Raw genomic sequence first — 26,215 nt, 5'->3', positions numbered from 1 at the left:
TAATAAGGAGGGTTTTAAAAATGAATGAAAACGCTAACAAGTCAAATAGCAAAATGATTTTAATCGTTCTCTATTTTGGTTGGATTATCTCGTATATTGATAGAACCGTCATCAGTCTGGCCATTGTCCAAATTGGGGAAGATTTAACACTGGATGCATCTAAATTAGGAATTGTCCTAAGTGCCTTCTTTATGGGATATGCCCTCATGCAAATTCCAGGTGGCTGGCTAGCAGACCGGTTTGGTTCACGGAAGGTCATCGTGGCAGCAGTTATTGCTTGGTCCATATTTACAGCCTTATCTGGACTTGCATGGTCTCTTACTTCGTTAATTCTTATTCGTTTTCTCTTTGGAATCGGTGAAGGGGGATATCCTGCAGCAAGTACGAAGGCTATAGCTGATTACTTCCCGTCTGATAAAAGGACGAAAGCTCAGTCAACGATGATGTCATCAAATGCTTTTGGTGCTGCGCTTGCACCGATTATCTGTGCTCCACTTCTAGTCGCATTTGGTTGGAGAACCGTATTTTTGATCGTCGGTCTGTTAGGGATTGTCTTTGTCGTTTGGTTCATTTTATCCACAAAGAAAGCTGGGAATTACGCAAATTCTGACGTGGCAGCTAAGCCTAGTAAAAAAGAATATAAACAGTTGCTCCGTAATTCAATATTATGGAAAGTTCTATTAATCTTCTTCTTTGTGAATGTTACGAACTGGGGACTGATCTCCTGGATGCCTTCCTACTTAATGCAGGGGCTTGGAATCGATCTTAAATCTGTTGGGTTATTCAGTGCGATTCCTACCTTGTTTTTGACAGCAGGGATGATTATTAGTGGGAGAATCATTAATAAAGTTGGTTCAAAAGCAAAATATGGAGTCATCACTGGAATTATTTTAACGGGAGCTTCTCTGTATTTAATGTCATTAGCAACGGGTGTATATCAGGTTATTATGTTCCAGTCCATTGCTTATATCTTTATGTCATTTGTTATGAGCTTTGTCTTTACAGTGCCACACCGGATGATGGAGGAAAAGGTAGTAGGTACTGCATTTGGAATCATTAATTTTGGGGGACAAGCTGCAGGTATCTTTTCACCAATGATCATGGGTGCTCTAATCGCTGCGACAGGGACTTACCAAGCTGCGTTCGTGTTCTTAACCATATGCTGTGCAGTTGCTGCAGTGATTGCTTGTTTTTTACCAGCAGTCAAAAAGAGACAAGCCAAAACAAATTTATCTACGGTTGACGCAGGTTAAAAAAGTCATTTAAGAAAAGGGTGAGGAAAAAATGAGTAAAGTAAATATTACAAAATGGATGGACGAGAATAAAGCGAAGTTTGCAGATTTAGCCAAACAAATTTGGGAAAATCCAGAATTAGGTTATAATGAATCATTTGCATCCTCCTTGCAAATCAAGACGCTAGAGGAATCAGGGTTTAAGGTTACTGCCGGAATTGGCGATGTGCCGACTGCCTTTGTAGCGGAATATGGAACTGGGAAGCCGATCATTGGGATTCTAGGTGAATTTGATGCTCTGCCAGGATTGTCTCAAGGCGTAACCCCAGATCATAATCCGATTGTCCTAGATGGTCCAGGACATGGCTGTGGTCACAACTTACTCGGTACTGCTGGGGTAAGTGCAGTGATTGCGCTTAAGGAAATAATGGAAGCAGAAGCACTGCCTGGAACGATTCGCTATTATGGGTGTGCTGCAGAAGAATTGCTTTCAGGTAAAACTTTCATGGCAAGAGCTGGTGTATTTGATGATTTAGATAGTGTCCTTACATGGCACCCTGCAACGTCTAATACGACAGCGAATTTCAGTATGCAGGCATTAACGGCTATTGAGTTTTATTTCTCAGGAAGAACAGCCCATGCTGGTGCGGCTCCACATCTTGGACGGAGTGCGCTTGACGCTGTTGAGTTAATGAATGTAGGTGCAAACTATTTACGTGAGCATGTTCTAGACGGTTCTCGAATCCACTATCAAATTACAAACGGGGGATTGGCACCAAATGTCGTGCCAGATAAGGCGAGTGTGTATTACTTCTTACGTGGCGCAAACCGAAAGCAAGTAGAGGAATTAGAGGAAAGGTTAATCAAAGTGGCTCAAGGAGCAGCAATGATGACAGAAACCTCAGTACGTTGGGAAATCAAATCAGGTTGCTATGAAACGCTGCCAAACATCACACTGAATGAACTCATGTATAAGCAAGTAGAAGCGGCAGGACCATTCACGTTTACGGAAGAGGAAGAGAAATTTGCCGAACAGCTTCTCCAAACGGTTGAACCTTCTGTGTTGGCAGGAGCAAAAAGTCACCCTATGAGTGCGAATGCAAGAAAAACACTCGATACAGATTTTTACCACAACATGGAGTATTTCGGTAAAACAATGGGCGGATCTTCAGATGTAGGAGATGTATCATGGATTGCGCCAATGGGGCAAATCATGACCGTATGCGCTCCGCTTGGGGTTCAAGTTCACACATGGCAAGCTACAGCCTCATTTGGTTCATCCATCGGTCTGAAGGGAATGCACTATGCAGCAAAAATCATGGCGCTAACCACTTATGATTTGTTGAAGAATGAAGACGGGATTCTTGAAAAAGCAAAAGCTGAATACCTGGCAAGTAAACAAGGAGCAGAATACAAACCGGGGATTCCAGCTGGTGTGAAACCGCCTGTACCAAAAAAAGAAGCAACTCCTGTTTTAGGGTGATTCTCATTTAAAATAGAAATAGACACACTGCAAAAGGACAAGGTAATATGTAATGCTGAAAGTACAATTATTAAATGTTAATCAGTATTGATAGATGACGACGAATGTTGTTTAACAATATATTTCTAGAGTGTATTGACAAAATCTGTTGATACACTTTTTTTCGATTTTAATACCACTTTTTTATCGCTATTTAACGGATATACATTCGTAATCAATGTTAAAAATTCTTTGCGTTTTGATAAATTTATTGTTCTGTAAATAAAGACAACCAACATAGAATGATGTGTAACTCAAAAAAAGTTAAAAAGGAGATGATTGAATGAGTCGGATTAGGGATAGTGAATAATTAGAACGTGACACTGATTTTTATCGTTCGCAAGTTGAACGTAACTAAGAAGATGGTATAAACGGTTATCGTCAAGGCGATGCCGATTAAACAATAAACGGATTGGCAACTAGGATGAAGAAGAGATGTGAGTGGTCCTAAACTAATAAATTCGTATTAATTTTTGCGAGCAGGGGGAAAAGGAATGAGTATGTCTTTGCGTTTTCCAAAATGGGGAGTATCGGTGTTGTTGATTTTAGGTTTAATAGCAACGTTTATCTTTGGACAAGCAACAAATGCCTCAGCAACAATTAATTATGGTGAGGAAGTGTCACAAGTTTCAAAGAGATTTGTAGGAACCCCATTTAAATATGGCGGAACAACACCAAAAGGTTTTGATGCAAGTGGCTTTACGCAATATGTATATAAAAATGCAGCGACTAAAATGACGATACCTAGAACAAGTGCTTTACAATATAAAACAGGGAAAGCAGTTAAGCAAAACGAATTAAAGCAAGGTGATTTAGTCTTCTATAGTACCGGTACAAAGTGGCAAGTATCTTTTGTTGGTATATATAATGGAGATGGTACATTTACTGGGGCAACATCAAAAGGTGTAAAAGTTGTTAAAATGAGTGAAAAGTATTGGAAAGATCGTTATGTAGGTGCAAAACGAGTAATTAAATAACTGATAAAGTCAGGATGCATGGTTGCTTACGATCTTATGAGCGGAAAAAATAACGGCTAAATCCGAGAGTGTGAGTACTGATTTACAAAAGTTATAACGCTGAAAAATATCAAAGTAAGTTCGAAGGATTATCTTGCAAAGAAAAGGAAGAAATCCAAGTAATTTTCACCAGATATTGTTTAATAATAAAAGTGTAAGGTGTATCAATTTATTTTATTGATACACCTTTTTTCGTGATTTTATCACTACATTTCAATGTTTTCTTACTTCTTGTATTATTAGTTTCAAAAATAATGTCGTAATAAAAAAGAGAGGGTTACCACTCTTTTTGAAGCATAATTGTTAAACAACATACAATTATCTTACTATAAAGCCTTAAATTTGATTTTTTTATCTTTCAGAAGAAACCAGTTCCTTGTCCTTTTTGCATTTTTGTTTATGAATGATGCTTGGCAAGGAAGATTTGATAAGGTTAATATCAGCACAGTGAGTCAAATAGGCAGAGTCAGAGTCCGAATGAGGCGCCATATCGGACACAATGATCGAATCAGGGAGGGCTAGTGTCCGAAGTAAATCCAACTTCGGACACACCAAGTTCATCAGAAAAGAATAGAGTCCAAGAACTCTTACCCTCAGAACGCAATCCATCAAAAATTCCACGATGTCCCACTTCCTAGGAGGTGACCCAACCAGGTCTACTCCACCTCCACCTTTTCTCCATTCAAGATGAGGTGGAAGGTAATATCTGCCTCTAGTGAATCAGAGACAGCACAATATTTTTCTTTCCCAAGGTTAATAGCTCTCCAGATGTGTTTGCTTGCAAGTTCCCCTTCAACATTAAAGGTGACGTCGATGGAGGTGAATCCTTTTGGTGCTTCTTCTTTGCGAGTACCGTTTGTTTCGATCTCGATTTTTGACAACTTATCGAGATGAGGTCTCAGAATCATTGTTACGTCAATGCCGATGCAGCCTGCGACAGAGGCGAGCAGCATTTCGGTTGGGGTTACGCCGTTTCCATCGCCGAAGTAGGCAGGTGTTGCATCCATTTTCATTTCGTAACCGGAATCACCGACAGCGGTGAAGGAGCGTTTTCCCGTCCATGTTGTTTTTACATTCATTCTTTTTCCTCCATTACATTTTCTTTAAAAATTTCTTGGCCCGTTCGGTTGTTGTATGGGTGAAAAATTCTTCTGGGGTTCCTTCTTCGATAATGTTTCCGTCTGCCATAAAAATAATCCGATCCGCGACTTCGCGGGCAAATTCCATTTCATGGGTGACGACGACCATCGTCATTCCTTCTTTAGCGAGTTCCTTCATAACGGCTAATACTTCACCAACTAATTCAGGGTCTAAAGCAGAGGTCGGTTCGTCAAAAAGCATGACATCCGGTTCCATTGCTAAAGCACGGGCGATGGCAACCCGTTGTTGCTGACCGCCTGATAATTTAGAAGGGTAGGCGTCTTTCTTTTCCAACAAGCCGACCCGGTCTAGTAACGCTTCACCTTTTTGGACAGCTTGGTCTTTAGGCATTTTTTTCACGACTAGCAGTGCTTCAATCACATTTTGCAACGCAGTTTTATGGGGATAGAGGTTAAATTGTTGGAACACCATCCCAGTATGTAGACGGATTTGACGAATGTTTTTCCGCTGTTCTTTTTTCGGTTGTTTAGAATCCAAGACAATTCCGGCTAATTCGATCGACCCGCTTGTCATTTCTTCTAACCCGTTCATGCAGCGAAGCAGGGTACTTTTCCCAGATCCACTTGGACCAAGGATGGCCACCACTTCTCCATTTTCAACTTGTACGTTAATGTCTTTCAATACTTCAAGATTTCCGAAATGCTTGACTAACTTATTTATCGTAATCATCATTAAATCTCCAACAACTTATTTTTTTATCAGGCTTAACGGGCAGTAGACCCCCACCACAAGATTCTGAGTAAAATAAAAGAAGATAGGTGGGGGATCAACTGCCCATAAAGCTCCAATTGGTTCAACTAACCATCAGTGGGGGATGAAAGAAAACCCCCACTGATGGAAGTTTCACTTTATAAATAGACAGACAGACGTTTTTCCCATCTTTGTAAAAGGTAGGAGAAGCCTGTGCTCATCACCCAGTACATAAGGGCAATCGCCAAGTAGAATGGCATGTAAATATAGTATTGGGCGATTAATAACTCAGCAGCTCGGAGTAATTCGGTTACCGTAATGACGGAAACGAGTGACGTTTCTTTGAGCATGCCGATAAATGTATTCCCAGCAGGCGGGATCGCGATCCGAAGAGCCTGAGGAATCACAATTCGGCGCATCGTTTGCCAAGGAGTCATCCCTGACGCATAAGCCGCTTCGAGTTGTCCTTCTGGAATGGAAAGCAGCGCTCCCCGCAAGGTTTCTGATAAATACGCACCAATGCTAATACTTAAAGAAATATAGGCTGCCATCAATGGTTCAAGCTTAATTCCATAATCGACAAGCCCATAATAAACAATAATAATTTGTACCAATGTCGGTGTCCCGCGGATAATCGATACATAAACGCGGGCGATTCCTCTGACCAGTTTGTTTCCTTTTAATCGAGCAATCGCAGTGATAACCGCAATGATCGAGCCGAAGAACATCGATACAACGGTGATAAGGAGCGTATAATACGCTCCTTGTAATAAAAATGGCAAGTTTTCAATGACAATATCCATTTTAGTTTAAAAAGTCCTTTCCATTATCAAGTCAAAGCTTGAAAATTACTCCTGTGGTTCTTCTCCAAACCATTTTTTATGAATCTCAGCATGGGTGCCGTCCGCTTTCATTTCGTCTAAAACTCGGTTCACCTCGGTAATGAATTCTTCATTTCCTTTACGTGTCGCAATTCCAGCTCGATCGGATTTGATCGGTTCGCCAACTGCTTTTATTTTAAACCCTTGCTTTTCCACAACCGGTTTCAGTGCATACATGTTATTAATCGTTGCATCAATTCGGCCAGCGTCTAAATCTTTAAGCGTTGTAACTACGTCATCGTACGTACGAATGTTGAAATCGCCGACTTCAGGGAGAGCAACTGTACGCAAATATGTTTCGTCGTTCGTTCCGAGTGCAACCCCAATATTTTTCCCTTTAAAATCTTCTAATTTCGTAATCGTGTTATTGTCATCTTGAACAATAATTTTTACGTTATTCGTAATATACGGATTTGAAAAATCCATTTGTTCTTTCCGTTCATTGGTAATCGTCATTTGGCTAATAACAACATCAAACTTTTCCGCCTGCAAACCGGCAATCATTCCGGAGAATTCTTGGGCCACAAACTCCGCTTCAACGCCAAGACGTTTCGCTACTTCCTTGGCAATATCGACATCAAAGCCGTCCATTTCTTTATTTTCATTTAAAAAGTTGTACGGTTGATACGTTCCCATAACCCCAACCTTCATCACGCCACGGTCTTTAATTTCCTGTAGCAAGCTTGTTTCTTGATCGGCTTTGTCCGTCCCTTCGTTGGCCGCTCCACCACAGGCACTTAATACTAAAGTAAAGATCATCGTTATGACTGCGATAAAAAATAACTTTCTTTTCTTCATGCTAATTGTCTCCTTTTCCAAGCAGGCCGAAAAACTCAAAGGTCACAACGTCTTGGGCCAACTCTTTCGCTGATTTATGTTTTAAATGATGATGAATTGACGCTGAACTGAATAGCCACCTCATTAGCATTCCCTCAATCAAACTCATTAATAAAGCTGATTTTAAATTTGGGTCTATTTTTGGCAGAATTCCAAGCTCTCTCGCTCGGTTAATGTTTTGTTGAAACGCTTCTTCTAGCTTTTGACGAGTTTCCAAAATCGCATTATGTACAGATTCCTCCGTTTCAATTCCTTTAAAAAGCAGGATCATTAAGGCTTTATTATTTTTTGAAAAAGTAAAGAAGTCCTCAAATAATTTTTTTGATGCTGCAACCGCATCTTCAACGGTTCCGTCTTCTTGACGGTAGCCTTGCGCAATAAATTGGAGCAATTTCTCCTGGCCGTTTTTGATCACCTCTAACGCAATCATCTCTTTGCTTTTGAAATGCCAGTAAAAGGTCCCTTGTGCGACGCCGACCGCCTTCACAATGTCGGAAACTTTCGTCTTATGATATCCACGCTCTGCAAAAAGTTGAAGAGCCGTGTTAAGAATTTGTTCTTTCGTATCCTGAATTTTATCGTCTGTAATCATTTTTCACCCTTTCTGGACGTTTCTTTTTGCTCCTGATTGATGAGTCAGTCAAGTTTTGATAGGAACTATTTTAAAAGAGTAAAAGCGGTTAGTCAATAATTATGAGTTGTTTAATCGGATTTAGTAGATTGGAAAGGTTTTTGAGAATAACAATGTAAAATTGACTAATTGGTGAAAAAAGGTAAGGAAACCAAGTTTTATAAAAACTTACTTGACGGGTAGGAATTATTGGGCTAATATTTTGATCATATATTAGAATAATAATTAAAAAGAGGAGGGATAAGATGGATCCATTTCTTATCATTGCGAACTTATTCGTATTTCTTATTTTGCTATTTGTCCTTTTTCGGATGCAGAAAAAGCATGTTTCCTTTTCTAAACGGGTCTTTGCTGGTTTAGGATTAGGACTTTTATTCGGATTTATACTTCACCTGATCTACGGAACGGAATCTGAGGTGACAACGGGAACGATTGATTGGTTAAACATTGTCGGTACCGGCTATGTGAAATTATTGCAAATGGTCGTTATGCCACTAGTGTTCATTTCCATCGTTGGCGCTTTTACTAAGTTAAAGATTACAAAAAATCTTGGAAAAATCAGTGCACTTGTTATCGGAATTTTACTATTTACAACCGGGATTTCAGCAGTCATTGGAATTGGTACAACTCTAAGTTTCGGTTTGGACCAAACGCAGATCGTTGAGGGGGAAGCAGAAAGAGCCCGTAACGAATCATTAGCGGATCGAGTAGAAACTGCTGAGAATATCACCATTCCACAGCAAATGTTGGAGATGATTCCAAGCAATCCATTTGCGGATTTAACTGGGTCTCGTCCAACTTCAACGATCGCAGTCGTGATCTTCGCTGCCTTTATCGGAGTGGCATTCCTTGGAGTGAAGCGAAAGCACTCAGATGAAGCGGATGTTTTTGCTAAATTGATTGATTCGATCTATTTGATTGTCATGAGAATCGTGACGCTCGTTCTGCGTCTGACACCATACGGAATTTTAGCTTTAATGGCAAAAGTAGCAGCAACAAGCAACTACGACGCGGTCGTCAGCTTAGGGAAATTTATCATTGCCAACTATGTAGCAATTATTCTCATGTTTATGGTGCATTTATTGCTTTTGGCATTAGCGAAATTAAATCCGATTCACTTTTTGAAAAAAGCGATGCCGCCTTTAACGTTTGCGTTCACGTCCCGTTCAAGTGCAGGGACCTTGCCGATCAATATTAAAAGCCAAGTGGATGATTTAGGCGTATCAGAAGGAGTGGCCAACTTCGCCGGACCGTTCGGATTATCGATCGGGCAAAATGGATGTGCGGGGATTTATCCGGCGATGCTTGCCGTCATGGCAGCACCAGCAGTAGGGATCGATCCAACAAGCATTTCATTCTTACTTACTCTCATCGTCGTGATCATCATCAGTTCATTTGGAGTAGCGGGAGTCGGTGGAGGAGCTACATTCGCATCCTTAATCGTACTCTCCGTCATGGACCTACCAGTAGCCATCGTTGGTTTAATGGTAACAATCGAGCCATTAATCGACATGGGACGTACCGCACTAAACGTAAGCGGCAGCATGGTAGCCGGAGTACTAACAAGCAAAATCAACGGAGACCTAAAAGAAGAAGTCTACCGTCGACCGGAAATTTTGGAAGCGAAGTAAAACATGGTGAAACATGGGGACGGTTCTCGCGTTTCATCGTCTAATTTGAAACATGGGGACGGTTCTCACGTTTCATCATTATTTCAAAACAGGCAGGGGAAGTTCAAATCCCTTGCCTGTATTTTTATGTAAAAAAGTCGTCCGGGTCACAGTGACGCCCCGAATTGACGCCCCGAATAAAAAAAGGACGATGCTAGCAAGCACCATCCTCAGATCATTTAATCTTCCATAAAAATTCGTGCGTAGTGTTCGGTTTGTTCGTCTAAATGGTTGTCTTTTCTCATTTGTTCTAACGATTCTGTACGGTGTTCATCATCAACCACTTGGAAACTTCCTGATACCATTGGTGCTTTCCCTTTATTTTTCGCCATTGGATTCCCCACCTTTCCTCATCAGTCATTTAATTGCTACTTTATTTTGTGTTAAATATAGTTGTTTATACCAAATATGGAAGGGGTAATTACTATCTACCCTAATACTCGATTCAAAAGGGAAAACGAAGGGGGGTGTGTCGTTTTGATGTCCATCCAACCATTGTCGAAAGAATTGATTTAAAGTTCCAAGCTTAAAACATGCATTTTTATTCATTTTGTGAGAAAATTTTGCAATAAGCATTCCGATTATCTAGAATATTGTGCATAATGGTAAGGGTGTGTATGATTATTAGTTAAGGAGACTAGAGGCTGTGAGCGCAGAAATTGAAAAATTACAAAAGAAAATTCATTGTATGAGAAAAAATTTAATTCTTATTGCAAAAGATAGTGGCTTAAATAGCGATAACACCCTTTATTACAGTCAGAAGTTAGATGAGCTCATTATAAAATATCAAAAATTAAAACTGAAAAATAGAGAACCCGTTTAGCAAAATTCCTGTATTACAACTTGATAATATAGGAATTTTTTTTATTTTGGGATCACATGGTCAAGGAATTGTTTACCTCATGAAATCTACTCGTACTTTTAATAAAGTCATCCAACGTTTGTTGGTCGACAACATAGTCAAAATCAGACGGTTTGCCTAAGGTAATCCCTCTTTGACTAGCGGCTGAGATCATTACACCTAATTCATAGTACATATTTTTCGTTAAAAATCCATTTTCAATATTTCTCCATACTTCATGGTAAAAGGCAATCAAAGTATCAGTCGGTAACTTTTCGTATAAATTCATCGTTGTTTAACTCCTCTAATAAAATCCCTGATAAATCCTATTATAAAGAAAAGGGATCAGTAGGTGACTCATTTTGTCGAATTTTAAGGGAAACTTAACAAAGTTTATTAATTCTTAATAAACTTTTGTCCGAGTCACAGTGATGCTCCGAAAAAAGTGACACCCCGAAGCGAACCTTACTTGAATGAAACGCGAGAACCGTCCCCATGTTTCATTTGAAAATCAAAATATGTAATATTTTGGCCTTTTTGGAAAAACTAATTTTATAAAGTTTGAGGGGGAATGAAAAAGTTATTTTAATTAGTTAAGGTGGTAAATAATAAAAGCGAGGTTTACGAAATATGTATAAAGAAATCAAAGAGATTGTTTTAGGGTCCGAACCACGAGCTAGACATAAGAATATTTTTGTTGAGGGTAGTTTTAGAAATCCGCTTGTACATAAGGAAATTCATGGTGAAAAGGTATATGTTCCCTTGGATCTAAGTAGAATTTGGAACAGCATTAATTAAGTATCAAACCGTTTCATATCATTTGAAATCGGAGATGTTTTATATGATGATCTATTCTTAGAGTAGAATCCAACTTTTGAGTTTAAAAACACGTAGGGATGGAAGTCCATCCCTGTCTGACCCCAGGTGACACCCCAGCAACTCCCCACTTAAAATGCTACCCCGTAAGTCCGGGTCACAGTGACGCCCCGAATAACCTTACTAGAATGAAACACGAGAACCGTCCCCATGTTTCATTAATTTTGATTGAGTCGTTTCTATTCGTTTTTCACTCATTAGATCACTCACCGTACCAAGTTGGTAGCCTTTCCCCTTAATTCCTTCTATCATTGACTCTAATCCTTCTGCAACAGGCTGTGTTGGATGCATAAGAACCATTGAGCCATTATCTACATTGGTGATAATGCGCCTTGCCATTTCTGCTGCCGGAGGCTTTTTCCAATCGACTGTGTCAACCGTCCATAAGATGGTTTTCATATTCAGGTCATCAGCTACTTGAACAGTAACACCATTGAAACTTCCGCTTGGAGGTGCAAACCATTTGGGTTTGATACCAAGAGTTTCTTCAATCACATTATTTGTTTTTTGTAACTCCAGTATCGTATCATTTTTAGATCGCTTTTGAAGATCGGGATGACTATAAGCATGGTTTCCAATTTCATGGCCTTTCTGATGGATCATTTTAGCTAAATCAGGATTCTTTTTAACCCAGCTGCCGTCGAAGAAAAATGTTGCCTTTACGTTGGATTCGTCTAGAGTTGTAAGGATTTTCGGAATGTATTCATTCCCCCAGGCGACATTAATTAATAAAGCTACCATTGGTTTTTGTGGATTACCTCTGTAGATGGGGTGTGGACCTAAATCTCCCAAATGAATACTTGGAGGTATTTCTTTTAAGACCACTTTGTTTTCATCAAATAAATCATCTTTCTTCATTTTTTCATAACTTGCTGTAACATCTACATCGATCCCGTTGTATCCGGGAATCGCTTTCCATACCCGATCAACGATTGCGTTAATGGGTTCAATTTTATGTTCATCCCTGTATGCTTGAATTTTTTTGTAAAGTTCATCATTTTCTTCTTTTTGAGTTGGCGTATCGGAGTCGATAGTCATGGCAGCTGTATGACTGGGTTTAACATTATTTATAAGCATAAAAATGCTTAAAAACATGATTAGAAATAGGGCATTGTTTTTCAACGTAAACATCCTCCTTGAGATATTCTAATAATTTTAAAATTCCCATCAACCATTGAATTATGTCTCTTTTAAAAAGATTCATTTCTTTCAATCAAGGATGTGGTCACACCCACAGTGGCAATCGCGAAACACGAATAGATGAAAGCATTTAAGCTTAGTACAGTCAAACCTGCTAAAACAATCAACCCATCAATAAAGATCATGACTAATGCAAGGTTAAATGAAAAGGTTTCAGCAATCATTTTGGCTAAGAGGTCTGTTCCTCCTGTGCTTGTCTTATATCGCAGCATGAGGCCGATACCTACTCCAATGATGGCACCTCCGATGAGTGCACTTAGAAGTGGGGGAATGGCAAATTGGAAACGAAGCGGTGCCAGTAGATCAATAAATAGGGAAGAAACAAGCAAACCTTGCAAACTACTAAGGAAATACTCTTTATGATGAATGGAGGAAAAGATACAAATTGGAATGCTTAATGCGATCATGATCAAACCTGCTGGAAGGTGAAAAAAATAATGGATTAATAAGGCGGCCCCAAGGATACCGCCATCGATTAAATGAAAAGGAACTAAAAACCCATTAACTCCGGTTCCTACTAAAATACTGCCTATAAATGTAGCCATTAACTTTTGAACAATAACAACCATCACCTTGTCCCGTATTTTTTCATTTAATCATATGTCGGCAGTTTAAAGTTCAGAATACAGGAAGGACGGAAAAATGGACGAAAAGGAAACATCCGTGGACTGCAAAGTAGGATTGAAAGATTATCCCTAACTTAGGGATAAATGCCAATAAAAGGAGCGAGGCGGTGATGGTTATTTTTCGTATAAAATAATAAAAACAGTCAAATTCTATTAACAGGACTAGCAACAAGTATTAAGAGTTTTTCCTTTCTCGCCCCCTATATTGGGGGTTTTTTATTGAACGAAGGATGATAAACAGCTATATTTTAAACTCTTTACACTGGAATCGAGTATTTAGCAAGGTTAATATATAGGGTCGCTTTTTTACTTTTTCAATATCTTAATGGCGTGTGTATGGAAAAAATTTTAGTGCTTATCCAAACAGGAATGAGCATAGATTTTATAAATTTAAACATAATATCATTAGTGTGAAACCTATCGAAAAATAAAGGAAGGAAAGGGAAGGTGAGGGAAACTAAAACTTAATCGGACTTGATATAATCTTTTTCAATATACAGAGTTAAAGTCTTCTTCGCTTAGAGAAGACTTTAACGAATTGTGAATATTTGAAACATGTGTTTGCCAGTCTTATTGGTTGATCACCAAGTCCAAGTCACGGTGACGCCCCGAATAATTGGAATGAAACGCGAGAACCGTCCCCACGTTTCAGATAAGTTGAAATCCACTAACCAATATAATTAATGCAACGATTGCTCTTAATGGTTTTGCTGGTACTTTTGAGGAGATGGTGCTGCCGATAATGACACCGGGTATCGATCCGACTAATAAATTTAAGGCAAGCAGATAATCGACATTTCCAATCCCCGCATGCATAAACCCTGCTGCTGATACTAATAAGAACGCATGGGCAATATCGGTTCCGACTAATTCAGTTGCTCGGAGTTTATAGAGGAATAACATCGCTAAGGCAAATAGAGATCCAGATCCAATCGATGTTAAGCCTACCATAAATCCTAAAACAGCCCCGATGCAGATCGTCATTTTCCGTTTTTCCTCTAAAGGCTTGAGTTGGAAACGATTGGAGTCATACTTTTCCTTCATAAACGTTTTAACTAACGTGGCAATGGCAACTAAAATTAAGGTATATCCAAGCGCAATTTCAATGATTTGCTCTTGATTTTGAAAAAAAGAGTCAAAAACCCGAAGGAGAACAACCGCCAGAATTGCACTAGGAATACTCCCAATGGCAAGGTATTTGACTAATTGGAGGTTAATAGATCTTTGCCGCCAATGCTGAATTGAACCGAAGAATTTAGTTACTGAGTTATAGATTAGATCCGTCCCAACCGCAATCGATGGACTGATGCCTAATAATATGAGAATAGGAGTTAATAAAGCCGCCCCGCCTACACCTGTCAGTCCAACCAAAAAACCGATCAATAAGCCCATGATAATAATGCCGAAACCCATAAAAGCATACACTCCCCAGAATGACCCTATTTAAATTTTTTAGTCATATCTGCAATTTATGTGAGCTTTCTGTCCGTGGTCAGCCTAATTTCAATGGGAAACAGGCCTATTCTAATCTGGGTCATGCCCGTGTCACGTCCGCGTCACAGTGACATCCCGAATTATGACGGACGAAAATTATATAAGGATTGTGATTATCTTTTGGTTTGATTCATATCATTAAGGATAGCTTTGAATTTATTGCTCCATCTGTATTTGAAATCTGAAGTTAGGAGGTTATCTTATCCAGTTTGAAAAATTAACGAGAGAGGAAATCCTGAAAGCTTATGAAAGATTAGCTAGGAGACCTCAACATAATTTAACTGACGAGGAGTCGGAAGAGAAAGAAAAGCTAAAGGAGGAAATTATCAAAAGGTTTGGTTAGCAAACGGTTCAAAAATTATGATGCAATACTTATACCTGAACAGATGAGGTCTTCGATGGGTCGTAATGATGAAGCAGATATCAATGAATACACAAACTATGAGCTTTTTAGGTGTAATAAAAATAAAAGGTAGTATACGGGACAGGTAGAACTGCACCCATGCCTCATAAGGATTAAAATATAGTCTATCAAAATGCCAGGGTCGGTCTTTTGTTTGCAACAGCAAACGCGAGACCGACCCTTTCATATGTGTCCGGAACAAAAGTGACGCCCTTAAAAATGAAACAGGAGAACCGTCCCGCCGTTGCATCGAAAATGAAACGCGAGAACCATCCCCACGTTTCACATTGACTCACACTTTACCCCTTTGCTATGATAAAGGTTAGTTACTTAATATTTTGATAGTTTGTCAGGAGTCGAGGATACGTCTTCTATCCTAGTATGGGGTAGAGGATTTTTTATTATTTAAAGATGAAGGGATGGCTTGTGAAAAATGAGTGCAGTGATATTAGATGGTTTACGGACTCCATTTGGGAAATGGAAGGGGAGCTTGTCTCCTCTTAGCGGAAAGGAATTAGGAACGTATGCATTGAAAGAGTTGCTTGCAAGGGTACCCGAAGCGGCGGAGGCTGATGGGGTTTTATTGGCACAGGTGATCCAAGCGGGACAAGGTCAAAATCCGGCTCGAAGTGTTGCTACAAATGCAGGAGTTTCTCTTAGTACTCCTGCCACAACGTTGAATAATGTGTGCCTTGCTGGAATTTCCGCAGTCAATGATGCGGTACGACGAATTCAATATGGAGAAGGAAGTCTTTATATTGCAGGTGGATTTGACTCGATGACAAATGCACCGCATGTTGCTCCAATCCGACGTGAACTTTCCCTTGGTTCGGTTGAATTCTATGATACTTTATATGATGGTCTTTGGTGTTCCTTGAACGATCAATCAATGGGGGACTTAACCGATCATAAAAATAAAGAGCTTGGGATCACTCGTGAAGGGCAAGATGAATATGCTCTCCTCTCACAAACCCGGGCGGCAGATGCGAGAAAAAATGGGCGACTAGCCAGTGAAATTGTTCCTGTTCATTATAATGGGGTTACACTTGAAGAAGATGAAGGGATTCGCACAAACTCAACCATTGAGAAGCTAGCTAAACTGCGTCCTGCTTTTCTCGCGGATGGCACCATTACAGCTGGAAATGCATCACAAATGTCTGACGGTGCGAGTCTTGGGATTGTCTCAACCGAACAAAAAGCCCATGAACTAGGAAAAACACCTCTTGCCCGTATTCTTGGATGGGGTGAAATCGCAGGGCCAGATACGAGCTTACATTTAAAACCGGCTCAGGCGATAAAAAAAGTACTAGAGAAAACGCAGTTGAGTATTCATGACATCGATTTGTTTGAAATCAATGAAGCTTTTGCAAGTGTTGCCATTGCAAGCTGTCGTGATTTAGGCATCGATTATAGTCGAGTAAACGTAAATGGCGGGGCGATTGCAATCGGTCACCCACTTGGCGGTACAGGTTTCCGTCTCATCTTAACGTTAGCCCACGAATTAAAACGACGCGGCGGCGGAAAAGGCATTGCCTCACTATGCGGGGGCGGGGGCCAAGGAATGGCGATCCTCATTGAAGTCCCTGAAAGATGGTAAATGAAATCACCCGAAAGACCATATAATATGTTAGTTTCCAAATATGGTGTAGGACACATATAAAACGGTCGAACTCATTCAAAAACAACATCATTTTTCCATAAAAAAGGCATCTTTCCTCACTAGAAAGATGCCTTTTTTCATCAATTTCTCAACGATCCCTTATACGTTTCTTTTGCCAAAAGGGTCGAAATAATACTGATTACCCCAAGAATTGTTAAGTAGATGCCAATCGGCCAATATTGACCATCAAATTCAGCGAGTAAATAAGTGGCAATTAAAGGTGAGAATCCACCTGCTAAAACAGCGCCAATTTGGTAACCGATCGAAGCCCCGCTTAAACGAACTTTTGAGCCAAACAACTCTGCATAATAAACGGCCTGTGGTCCGTAGACAGCATCATGCAGGACATTTAAGCCAAGTACAATTCCAATCGTAATTAATACGACTGAACCCGTATCCATAAACCAGAAAAACGGGAAGATGAACAAGGTTGAAGCAACTGTACCGAATAAGTAAACGGGTTTCCGTCCGATTTTGTCGGATAGAATCGACCATAACGGCAAGGTGATAAATCCGACGACAGAAGAGATCATCACTGCATTTAACCCAACGGAGCGGTCCATATCATGTGTCGTTACTAAGTATGTTAAAACGAAGACAGAGTAGATATAGAAGACTGCATTTTGTACGAGCTTCATTCCAATAGTTAAAAATAATGGTTTTTTCTGAGTCCGCATGACGGTAACAATCGGTTTTTCTTCGATCTCATTCTTTGCTGAAATCTCTTCGAACACAGGAGATTCACTAACCCGCAAGCGGATGTAAAGACCAAAGATAATTAATACAGAACTTAATAAAAACGGTACTCTCCAGCCCCATGATAGAAAGGCTTCATTGGACATATTAGTGGAAAAAATAGAGAATACGAGAGTTGATAATAAGAGTCCAGCAGAAACACCTAATTGTGGAAAGCTTCCGTACAACCCGCGTTTGCCTTTTGGAGCATGTTCAACCGTCATAACGACGGCAGAGCCCCATTCTCCTCCAACCGCAAAACCTTGAATGACGCGAAGAAGACTAATTAATAATGGAGCCATGATTCCGATCGATTCATAGCTTGGGACAAGTCCCATTAAAACCGTTGCAATTCCCATCATTAAGAGGGAAATCGTTAAGGTTTTCTTGCGTCCAATTTTGTCTCCATAGTGTCCAAATACGATTCCGCCGAGTGGACGAGCGATGAAACCTGCTGCATAAGAACCGAATGCCGCTAATGTTCCGTAGATCGGATCAAACGTTGGAAAGAACAAGGCAGGGAAGACGAGTGCCGCTGCTGTTCCGTATAGGTAGAAATCATACCACTCAATCGTCGTACCGATAAAACTAGACATCGCCACTTTACGGTGTTCTTTCGAGAACCCTTTGCCTTCTTTTCCTTGGTCCCCTTGATTAACTGTTGCTGTTGCCATCTATTTCACTCCCTTATGTATATCGTCAGTTGTTGTTAGTTTTGAAAAAAGGTAACCACACATCATTGATTTTCGTGTAAGAAATTTGCAATGGCAGCCCAATTTTTAATTCCTCATGAGAATCGACCAACAGATGGGTCAACATCGTTGGACCTTCTTCTAATTCGATCACCCCAAGCACATACGGCGCAACACTTTGCCAACCCGGGTGTCCTGGACGGTGGACAATCGACCATGTTTTCAGGGTTGCCTTTCCAGAAGCGGGCAGCCATTCTAACTGGTTGCTCCAGCAATGCGGGCATATATTTCGCGGATAAAAGATCCATTCGTTACAATCCTTACACTTTTGCAAAAGAAATTCATGTCTCGCAATTCCGTCCCAGAAAGGTTTGGAATCAGGAGTAATGGTAGGACCAGGTACGGACAAATTTTCAAATATGTCTTGCATTTATTTAACCCCCAATACTAAAGCGGCCGCTTCACTTAATGTTGCTCCGTTCCCAGTGATCAGTGCGTGCTGGGCATTAGCTATTTGACGCTGATCGGCTTCATGACGTAATTGTCGTACAGCCTCGATAATGTGAGACATTCCGCCAGCAAGATCGGCTTGACCAAATCCTAATTGTCCGCCATGTGTATTTAATGGCCAATCCCCATCATGACCGAAGGAGTGATCCTTCATCCAAGAACCAAATTGTCCTGGAGCACATAATCCAGCATTTTCTAGAGTTTGTGCAACTACACTTGTATAACAATCATAGAGTGAAAGTAGATCCATCTCATTAATAGAAAGACCGGCTTGCTCCAGAGCGTGTGGAATCGCAAAGCTTAAAGGTGCTGCTTCTAAAGAAGGTGCTTGACTGACAGCGCGGTGAGTAACCTTTTCACCTGCACCCACTAAATAGACCGGTCGATGTCGGTTGGAAGAAACATGTTCCGCCGCCGTAACGACTACTGCTGCAGCACCTGCACAAGGCATCACAATTTCGAGTAAATGCATAGGATCGACAATAATCGGTGAGTTTAATATGTCTTCGACAGAAGCGGGCTTGCCATAGAAAATTGCATTCGGATTGAGCTGCGCATTTTTCCGTGCCCAGTAAGCAATCTGTGCAAAGTCCTCTTGGGTGGACCCGTATTCCGCCATATGTCTTTGCTTAAGCAAGGCATAAGAAGTATTCGCTCCCGATGCACCGAACGGAACATCAAATTCCCGAATCGGATTACGGTTAGGGGAGCGTAAAGCATTCCCTTTTTCATTCTTATTGCCAAGAACACAAACAACCGTTTCACACATGCCGGCTTCAATGGCTGCTGCCGCTCTCCAAACCATTCCAGCGCCTGTTGCGCCACCAAGGTCAACCACATTTGACATGGTTGGTTGAATCCCTAAGTATTCCGAGACCGTTGCAGGTAAATGTTGGGGCGTTTCACCCACTTGCGGACCGATTAATAAACCATCGATGGCTCCTTTTTCAAGACCCGCATCCTGAACAGCTAAACGTACAGCTTCAGCAATAAATCCAAGAGTGGTCATTCCTTCAGAGTAACGAACCGGTTTAAGTTCTCCGATCCCAATGATGGCAGCTTTAGCTACTCTACGTTTTGACATCAATGATAACTCCTTTCAACTAAGTTCGTATATTCATGGAGAGATTCAGGATTAGAAAGGGAGCCTTTGTTTTTAACAGGGGTTCCAAGTACGGTTGACCGCACAGCGCCTTCTACTTTTTTACCATTAATCGTATAAGGAATTGCATTAACGGTGTAAATTCGTTTTGGCGTATGTCTTGGTGACGCCTTTTTACGTACTTCCTGACGAATCTGATTGACTAAATCGGAATTGAGTTCAGCTCCATCCTCAAGCACAATGCAAAGGGCAATTTCTTCATCGTTGTCAATAGGAAACCCGAAAACGATGGAATCTTTAATGCCTTGGATTTGCTCAACCACTCGGTAGATTTCCGCTGTGCCGATGCGAACGCCACCAGGATTTAAGGTTGTATCGGCTCTTCCATAAATAACGATCGTTTCGTCAATGGTTTGCTCTGCTAAATCTCCATGTGTCCAAATCCCTTTTCTTTCTGCAAAATAAGCGGAAAAATAGCGTTGATCCCCATCGTCGCCCCAGAATGTGATTGGCATGCTTGGAAATGGCTTTGTACATACTAAATCCCCTTTTTCTTCGTAGACAGATGCGCCTCTTTCATCAAGAACATCAACAGCCATCCCAAGCCCTTTACATGAAATCTCGCCTCGTCTGACAGGATGTAAGGGAGAACCCATGACAAAACATCCGATAATCTCAGTACCGCCCGAAATGGAGGCTAACATGATGTCCTCTTTAATAGTTTCATAGACCCAATCATACTGTTCAGCCATTAACGGTGAGCCGCAAGAAAGTAACGTACGAAGGGCAGATAAGTCATGTTCCGCACCTACTCCATAACCCGCTTTTGCTAGAGTATCAAGATATTTAGGGCTGGTTCCGAAGTGATTCAAGCCAATCTCTTCAGCAATTTCCCAAAGAACGCCGGTATTCTTTTTCGGCAATGGGGATCCGTCATAAAGAAGGATGGCTGCATTACTTGCTAATCCGGAAACTAACCAAGGGTACATCATCCATGCGGTATTTGTGTACCAAAACAGGACTTCGTCAGACTTTACATCACAATGTAATTGATGTTCCTTTAAATGCTGGATTAACGTTCCGCCAGCTGAGTGTACAATCGCTTTTGGCAGACCAGTCGTCCCTGATGTGTAAAGGATATAGAGGGGGTGATCAAATGGAACGCGTGTAAACTCTGGTAAAGAAGGTCCACTTTCAGTAAAATCATCCCAGCTCAACACCGTGATTTTTTCATTGATTGAAAGACCATCGTGATCATTCAAGGTGACAACCGCAGAAACACCGTCAAGTACTTCGCAGACAGCTGCAACATTATCTCTGATATCATAGGGCTTGCCGTTGTATTGATAGTCTAATGAAGCGATTAATACTTTAGGCTGCACTTGTCCGATCCGATCGATAATCCCTTTTGCACCAAAATCAGGTGAGCAGGAAGTCCAAACCGCTCCTAAAGCAGTTGTGGCTAATAATGACACTAAAGCTTCAACTCCGTTTGTCACTACGCCTGCAACCCGATCGCCATTATTCACCCCTAATTTACGCAATCCTGCTTGGGCATGAGCAACCATTTCCCTTAGTTCTCCCATAGAAATCGTACGTGAAACTCCATTTTCCGTTGCTTCAATGACCGCTCTACGCTTGTCGTCACCGCGTAAAAGATTTTCAGCAAAGTTCAATGAAGCATCAGGAAACCACTTCGTACCAAGCATGCCGCCATCTTCTGGAGGAACGATGACCTTGTCACCTTTTTCACCAATCACTTCAGCAAAATCCCACATTGCTGACCAAAATTCTTCTGGTTTTGCGATCGACCAGCGATGAAGGCGGTCATAGCTTGAGAATGAGAAACCGATTTGATGGGTAAACTTCATCAAATTGGAATTAGAAATCCAAGCCTCACTTGGCTGCCATAAAACTTTTGCTTCTGATAAACTTGCTTGTTTTAACATGATTGCTACCTTCCTCTCTTGTCCCCGTTGACGCAATTTCCTGATGCTAAACGATTGCTATGCTGCGCGCGTCTCAATTTCCTCTATGTTAATAAAGTCCAACATTTTTTTGTTTGTTCGTCCTATTAAAAAGTCCCCGCTTCATAAGAAGAGGGGACCTCATCTTATCTTTCAGGTAATGAATACCTGCAGGATTTAGCACCTTTTCAAGAGAACACTTGTAGGTTGCCGGACTTCATAGGACCTGTTTCCTCCGTCACTCTGGATAAGAATATTTTATTGAGTTCATTTCTTATAAAAATTTATTAATAGTGTCTATAGTGTTTATACCTGTTGTGCTTTTGCAATAGCTTGATCTAAATCAGCAATGATATCTTCTACGGCTTCGAGTCCAATAGCTAAGCGAACAAGCCCTTCAGATACGCCTGCAATTTCTAACTCTTCAGCAGATAATTGTTGGTGAGTCGTAGAAGCCGGGTGAATAATTAACGATCTTGCATCCCCGACGTTTGCTACATGTGAGAATAATTCTACGCTATCAATGAGACGGCTGCCTGCTTCACGGCCACCCTTAATGCCAAATGTTAAAATTGAGCCGTAGCCATTTTTTAAGTATTTATTGGCAAGATGATGGGACGGGAAGTCTTCAAACGCATTGTAGTTTACAAATTCGATCGCTGGATGATTTTGTAAATACGCAGCTACTTTAAGTGCATTTTCGTTTTGTTTCGTCACACGTAAATGAAGCGTTTCTAAACCTTGCAGGAAATTAAATGCAGCATCCGCGCTTAATGTTGGACCGAAATCACGTAATAATTGAACACGCAGTTTTGTAGCAAATGCAGCATCCGCTGTGTCAATTCCATAACGTAATCCATGGTACGTTTCATCTGGTTCTGTAAAGCCAGGGAAACGGCCTTGTGTCCAGTCAAATTTACCCGCATCGACAACGACCCCGCCAATGGTTGTCCCGTGCCCGCCGATCCATTTTGTTGCTGAATGTACAACAACATCTGCTCCAAATTCAATTGGGTTTGAGCCATATGGAGAAGGGAACGTATTATCGATAATTAACGGCAAGCCATGCTCATGGGCAATGTTTGCTACTGCTTCAATATCCAAAATCGTTAAACTTGGATTTCCTACTGTTTCTGCAAAAATAGCTCTCGTTTTATCCGTAATGGCTGCACGGAAGTTTTCTGGATTGGTTTCATCCACGAATGTTGTTGTAATCCCGTAATTAGGCAGTGTATTTGCAAATAAATTATATGTCCCGCCGTAAAGAGAGCCAGCTGCAACGATCTCATCGCCTGCTCTCGCAACATTTAAAATCGAAAACGCGATAGCCGCCATCCCTGATGAAAGGGCTACTGCCGCCGTTCCTTTTTCTAACAAGGCTACACGTTTTTCAAATACGTCCACAGTTGGGTTCATAATACGTGAATAAATATTACCTGGTTCTTGTAATGCGAAAAGACGTTGTGCATGAGCCGTATCTTTGAATCTATAAGCTGTTGTACGGTAAATCGGTACAGCGATTGCTCCAGTTTCTGGATCAGGCTGTTGTCCACCGTGTAATAATAAAGTTTCCGGTTTTAGATTTGTCATTGATGATTCCCCCTAGTTGAAAATATAAAATAAATATCTTATTCAGACGTTTATAAACTATTTAATAATTTGAATTGAATGAAGTATAACATTAGATCGTGATCATAACGTAACATTTAAAAACTATCATTTGCTATAGTCTTAAACTATATCAAATCTTTCCACTCATAAAATAATCTTATAGATTGGAAAATAAACAAGTTGGTCTAATGATGCAATTAGATTTTAATGCTAACTATAGCATCATGTAATAACCACTGGTTAACTTAACTCATAATTCATAGTTGATTAATTGGTTTTATTGATATAACAATTCTATTATTCGATATCATAATTGTCAATGCATTTGAAAAAATCATACGAATAGCCTAGAAAGGAGGTGCAGTCGATCTGTCGTTTAGGGAATCTCGGAGCTGTGGAACGTTTGTTATGCTTCTATGAATCAATTGCAAACAAGTTTTTTATCGGTGTTCGTTCAATTACTGGGAGTAATCATTATCCCAGTAGCTAAACACAAAGTATTTTGAAAAATAAACTATTCCTTTTGACTATATGGGGATTAGTATTTAAACTAAGCTTTACGTGAAAGATATGGACGATCCGATGTGATCAGGAGAAGAGGGAAGTATACCGAGCCCAGTCTTATGATGATGTTCATCTCCATTCTTTCATAAACTGAAAAAGTAGCTTATTAGTTTGTTTTCATGTTTACGACAGTTATTAAGTTGCATTTTATTAAAAATAATGGAAAAATAAAGAAGGTTTCATCAACCAAGATTTATACATACTAGGAGGAATTATTGATGAGTAATGATGCATTATATAATAAGTCTTATTTCAACCGCCTTGGAGAATTAAGCGATTTAGCACCAGAAGTATTCAAAGCCTTTGCACAATTTGATAAAGTTGCCTTATCAGAAGGAAAGTTATCAGTAAAGGTAAAAGAATTAATCGCTATTGCTGTGGCACATACAACAGGATGTCCATACTGCATCGAGGTTCATGTGAAAAACGGTAAGAAACAAGAAGTTTCTAAGGAAGAAATGGCAGAAGCGATTTTAGTTGCAACTGCATTAAAAGCAGGTTCAGCACTAGCTCATGGTGTAAATGCGTTAAACGCTTATGATGGAAATGGGGAAGAAGATTTATACAGAGCTTCATACTTTAACAGATTAAAAGAATTCTCCCAACTAAATGGAGATATTTTTGGCTCATTTGTTGATTTTGATCAAAAATCAATGAAAGAAGGAGCATTAACTGTGAAAGAAAAAGAACTAATCGCTGTTGCGGTTGCTCACACAACAGGATGTCCATATTGCATTGACGTTCATACAAAAGGGGCAAAACGTGCAGGTACAACGAAAGAAGAACTTGCAGAATCAATCATGGTCGCAACCGCATTAAAAGCAGGTTCAGCAGTAGCACATAGTGTAAATGCTTTAAATGCCTATGATTCAGTAAAATAATGATATAAAAATGGTAGGGTCGGTCTTTTGTTTGCAAACGAGAGACCGACTCTTTGTTATTTAAATTGAATAAATGAGACAAGTAAGTTAAACGGTAAAGAGAGAGGTCCTTACGTCAGATCCAACAAACTTATTGGAATGAAACGCGAGAACCGTCCCCATGTTTCATATTAGATGAGTTGAAATCCACTTACTAATATAATTAATGCAACGATTGCCCTTAAAGGTTTTGCTGGTACTTTTGAGGAGATGGTGCTACCGATAATAACACCGGGTATTGATCCGACTAATAAATTTAAGGCGAGTAAATAATCGACATTGCCAATTCCCGCATGCATAAACCCTGCTGCTGATACTAATAAGAAGGCATGAGCAATATCGGTTCCGACTAATTCAGATGCTCGGAGTTTATAGAGAAATAACATCGCTAAGGCAAATAGAGACCCAGAACCAATAGATGTTAAGCCTACCATAAATCCTAAAATAGCCCCAATGCAGATCGTCATCTTTCGTTTATCCTCTAAAGGCTTCAGTTGAAAACGATTCGAGTCATACTTCTCCTTCATGAACGTTTTAACCAACGTGGCAATGGCAACCAAAATTAAGGTATATCCAAGCGCAATTTCAATGATTTGCTCTTGATTTTGAAAAAAAGAGTCAAAAACCCGAAGGACGATGACCGCCAAAATCGCACTTGGAATACTCCCAATGGCGAGGTATTTAACCAATTGGAGGTTGATGGATTTTTGTCGCCAATGCTGGATAGAACCAAAGAATTTAGTGACTGAATTATAGATAAGATCCGTCCCAACCGCAATCGATGGACTGATGCCTAATAATATTAGAATAGGAGTCAATAACGCGGCCCCTCCCACACCTGTCAGCCCAACCAAAAAACCAATCAATAAGCCCATGACAATAATCCCGAACCCCATTAAACATACACTCCCCAGAATGACCCTTTTTAATATTTAGTCATATCTGCAATTTATGTGAGGATTCTATTCATGGTTAGCCTAATTTGGATGGGGAACAGGCCTATTCTTAGAATAGTTGGTTAGTACTTTAGGCCGTAGTGGTCCGAACGATAATTCTGTTTTAAAGATATGAAATAGAGATCTTCATGTGATTCGTTTTATTTAGTTAAAAAAAGAACAAAATATATTATTTCTTAAAAATAAAAGATCATCCGTAAGTCTGGGTTACAGTGATGCCCTGACTTATATTCGCAAACTCTCGTTTACTAAGTGGCTCTTTACTAAAATTAGGGCTCCTTTCTCCACTATAATTGGGCGTATTTTCTATAGCTTTATCATTAGTAGGAGAGTGTAAAGACCAATTAATGATTGGAAAAAATTATATAAGAATTGTGATTTTCTTTTGATGTAAGTCATATCATTAAAGAATAGCCTT

The 26,215-nt window shown here is 40.2% G+C and carries 24 protein-coding genes and 1 riboswitch; of the genes, 7 read left to right on the top strand and 17 right to left on the bottom strand.

What is annotated here, in order from left to right; all coding sequences use genetic code 11:
* Window positions 1–20: 20 nt before the first annotated feature.
* The 3 genes from R4Z10_RS19820 (at window position 21) to R4Z10_RS19810 (ending at window position 3,731) form a co-directional block, all read left to right on the top strand.
* Window positions 21–1,253: an MFS transporter gene (locus R4Z10_RS19820; RefSeq protein ID WP_338470993.1), complete on the top strand. Its 1,233-nt coding sequence runs from the start codon at window positions 21–23 to the stop codon at window positions 1,251–1,253.
* A gap of 31 nt (window positions 1,254–1,284) precedes the next feature.
* Window positions 1,285–2,715: an amidohydrolase gene (locus tag R4Z10_RS19815; protein ID WP_338470992.1), complete on the top strand. Its 1,431-nt coding sequence runs from the start codon at window positions 1,285–1,287 to the stop codon at window positions 2,713–2,715.
* Between the two features lie 533 nt (window positions 2,716–3,248).
* Complete coding sequence (locus R4Z10_RS19810) at window positions 3,249–3,731, top strand: C40 family peptidase (protein WP_338470991.1); 483 nt, start codon at window positions 3,249–3,251, stop codon at window positions 3,729–3,731.
* Between the two features lie 390 nt (window positions 3,732–4,121).
* Here the strand turns inward: R4Z10_RS19810 and R4Z10_RS19805 are convergent, their stop codons facing one another.
* From R4Z10_RS19805 to R4Z10_RS19780, 6 genes are all read right to left on the bottom strand, one after another.
* On the bottom strand, window positions 4,122–4,331 hold the full coding sequence (locus tag R4Z10_RS19805; RefSeq protein WP_338470990.1) for a hypothetical protein: 210 nt from the start codon (window positions 4,329–4,331) through the stop codon (window positions 4,122–4,124).
* A 95-nt stretch (window positions 4,332–4,426) separates the two neighbouring features.
* Window positions 4,427–4,849 (bottom strand): OsmC family protein, encoded by a 423-nt coding sequence (locus R4Z10_RS19800; protein ID WP_338470989.1) that lies wholly within the window; start codon window positions 4,847–4,849, stop codon window positions 4,427–4,429.
* Between the two features lie 13 nt (window positions 4,850–4,862).
* Window positions 4,863–5,600 carry an amino acid ABC transporter ATP-binding protein gene (locus R4Z10_RS19795; protein ID WP_338470988.1) on the bottom strand — a complete coding sequence of 246 codons (738 nt, stop codon included), beginning with the start codon at window positions 5,598–5,600 and terminating at the stop codon, window positions 4,863–4,865.
* 179 nt (window positions 5,601–5,779) lie between these two features.
* Window positions 5,780–6,424, bottom strand: a complete 645-nt coding sequence (locus R4Z10_RS19790; RefSeq protein ID WP_338470987.1) for an amino acid ABC transporter permease — start codon at window positions 6,422–6,424, stop codon at window positions 5,780–5,782.
* A gap of 45 nt (window positions 6,425–6,469) precedes the next feature.
* Complete coding sequence (locus tag R4Z10_RS19785; protein WP_338470986.1) at window positions 6,470–7,300, bottom strand: transporter substrate-binding domain-containing protein; 831 nt, start codon at window positions 7,298–7,300, stop codon at window positions 6,470–6,472.
* 1 nt (window position 7,301) lies between these two features.
* On the bottom strand, window positions 7,302–7,931 hold the full coding sequence (locus R4Z10_RS19780; RefSeq protein WP_338470985.1) for a TetR/AcrR family transcriptional regulator: 630 nt from the start codon (window positions 7,929–7,931) through the stop codon (window positions 7,302–7,304).
* A gap of 284 nt (window positions 7,932–8,215) precedes the next feature.
* Between R4Z10_RS19780 and R4Z10_RS19775 the strand changes: the two genes are divergently transcribed.
* Entirely contained in the window at window positions 8,216–9,601 is a 1,386-nt protein-coding gene (locus R4Z10_RS19775; protein ID WP_338470984.1) for an L-cystine transporter, read from the top strand.
* A 218-nt stretch (window positions 9,602–9,819) separates the two neighbouring features.
* Here R4Z10_RS19775 and R4Z10_RS19770 read toward each other — a convergent pair whose 3' ends face one another.
* Complete coding sequence (locus tag R4Z10_RS19770; RefSeq protein ID WP_338470983.1) at window positions 9,820–9,972, bottom strand: hypothetical protein; 153 nt, start codon at window positions 9,970–9,972, stop codon at window positions 9,820–9,822.
* A gap of 314 nt (window positions 9,973–10,286) precedes the next feature.
* On the opposite strand from R4Z10_RS19770, the gene R4Z10_RS19765 reads away from it, so the two are divergent.
* Window positions 10,287–10,463 (top strand): aspartyl-phosphate phosphatase Spo0E family protein, encoded by a 177-nt coding sequence (locus R4Z10_RS19765; protein WP_338470982.1) that lies wholly within the window; start codon window positions 10,287–10,289, stop codon window positions 10,461–10,463.
* A gap of 52 nt (window positions 10,464–10,515) precedes the next feature.
* Here R4Z10_RS19765 and R4Z10_RS19760 read toward each other — a convergent pair whose 3' ends face one another.
* The 4 genes from R4Z10_RS19760 to R4Z10_RS19745 form a co-directional block, all read right to left on the bottom strand.
* Window positions 10,516–10,770 (bottom strand): hypothetical protein, encoded by a 255-nt coding sequence (locus R4Z10_RS19760; protein WP_338470981.1) that lies wholly within the window; start codon window positions 10,768–10,770, stop codon window positions 10,516–10,518.
* Window positions 10,771–11,480: 710 nt separating this feature from the next.
* On the bottom strand, window positions 11,481–12,479 hold the full coding sequence (locus tag R4Z10_RS19755; RefSeq protein WP_338470980.1) for a polysaccharide deacetylase family protein: 999 nt from the start codon (window positions 12,477–12,479) through the stop codon (window positions 11,481–11,483).
* Between the two features lie 68 nt (window positions 12,480–12,547).
* Window positions 12,548–13,102 (bottom strand): YitT family protein, encoded by a 555-nt coding sequence (locus R4Z10_RS19750; protein ID WP_338470979.1) that lies wholly within the window; start codon window positions 13,100–13,102, stop codon window positions 12,548–12,550.
* Between the two features lie 729 nt (window positions 13,103–13,831).
* The gene (locus R4Z10_RS19745) at window positions 13,832–14,596 is read right to left on the bottom strand and encodes a sulfite exporter TauE/SafE family protein (RefSeq protein WP_338470978.1); all 765 of its coding nucleotides are present in this window, start codon (window positions 14,594–14,596) and stop codon (window positions 13,832–13,834) included.
* A 917-nt stretch (window positions 14,597–15,513) separates the two neighbouring features.
* On the opposite strand from R4Z10_RS19745, the gene R4Z10_RS19740 reads away from it, so the two are divergent.
* Window positions 15,514–16,677, top strand: a complete 1,164-nt coding sequence (locus R4Z10_RS19740) for an acetyl-CoA C-acyltransferase (protein WP_338470977.1) — start codon at window positions 15,514–15,516, stop codon at window positions 16,675–16,677.
* Window positions 16,678–16,820: 143 nt separating this feature from the next.
* Here the strand turns inward: R4Z10_RS19740 and R4Z10_RS19735 are convergent, their stop codons facing one another.
* From R4Z10_RS19735 to R4Z10_RS19715, 5 genes are all read right to left on the bottom strand, one after another.
* Window positions 16,821–18,149: an MFS transporter gene (locus R4Z10_RS19735; protein WP_338470976.1), complete on the bottom strand. Its 1,329-nt coding sequence runs from the start codon at window positions 18,147–18,149 to the stop codon at window positions 16,821–16,823.
* 25 nt (window positions 18,150–18,174) lie between these two features.
* A complete protein-coding gene (locus R4Z10_RS19730; RefSeq protein ID WP_338470975.1) occupies window positions 18,175–18,597 on the bottom strand; it encodes an OB-fold domain-containing protein in 423 nt (140 codons plus the stop codon).
* Window positions 18,598–19,761: a thiolase family protein gene (locus R4Z10_RS19725; RefSeq protein ID WP_338470974.1), complete on the bottom strand. Its 1,164-nt coding sequence runs from the start codon at window positions 19,759–19,761 to the stop codon at window positions 18,598–18,600. It lies immediately after the preceding gene.
* Complete coding sequence (locus R4Z10_RS19720; RefSeq protein WP_338470973.1) at window positions 19,761–21,728, bottom strand: acetoacetate--CoA ligase; 1,968 nt, start codon at window positions 21,726–21,728, stop codon at window positions 19,761–19,763. The genes R4Z10_RS19725 and R4Z10_RS19720 overlap by 1 nt, the downstream gene beginning before the upstream one ends.
* Window positions 21,729–21,889: 161 nt before the next feature.
* A riboswitch (SAM riboswitch) is annotated at window positions 21,890–22,000 on the bottom strand.
* 52 nt (window positions 22,001–22,052) lie between these two features.
* Window positions 22,053–23,336, bottom strand: coding sequence for an O-acetylhomoserine aminocarboxypropyltransferase/cysteine synthase family protein (locus R4Z10_RS19715; protein WP_338470972.1), 1,284 nt, complete (start codon window positions 23,334–23,336; stop codon window positions 22,053–22,055).
* 803 nt (window positions 23,337–24,139) lie between these two features.
* Here R4Z10_RS19715 and R4Z10_RS19710 point away from each other — a divergent pair.
* Window positions 24,140–24,802, top strand: coding sequence for a carboxymuconolactone decarboxylase family protein (locus R4Z10_RS19710; protein ID WP_338470971.1), 663 nt, complete (start codon window positions 24,140–24,142; stop codon window positions 24,800–24,802).
* A gap of 170 nt (window positions 24,803–24,972) precedes the next feature.
* Here R4Z10_RS19710 and R4Z10_RS19705 read toward each other — a convergent pair whose 3' ends face one another.
* Complete coding sequence (locus R4Z10_RS19705; protein WP_338470970.1) at window positions 24,973–25,737, bottom strand: sulfite exporter TauE/SafE family protein; 765 nt, start codon at window positions 25,735–25,737, stop codon at window positions 24,973–24,975.
* Between the last annotated feature and the right edge of the window lie 478 nt (window positions 25,738–26,215).

Origin of the sequence: Niallia sp. XMNu-256 (assembly GCF_036670015.1) — a bacterium.
Classification (GTDB): Bacteria; Bacillota; Bacilli; order Bacillales; family Cytobacillaceae; genus Bacillus_BD.
Note: the sequence above shows the minus strand (reverse complement) of the source record. Positions and strands in the feature narration are given on the sequence as shown.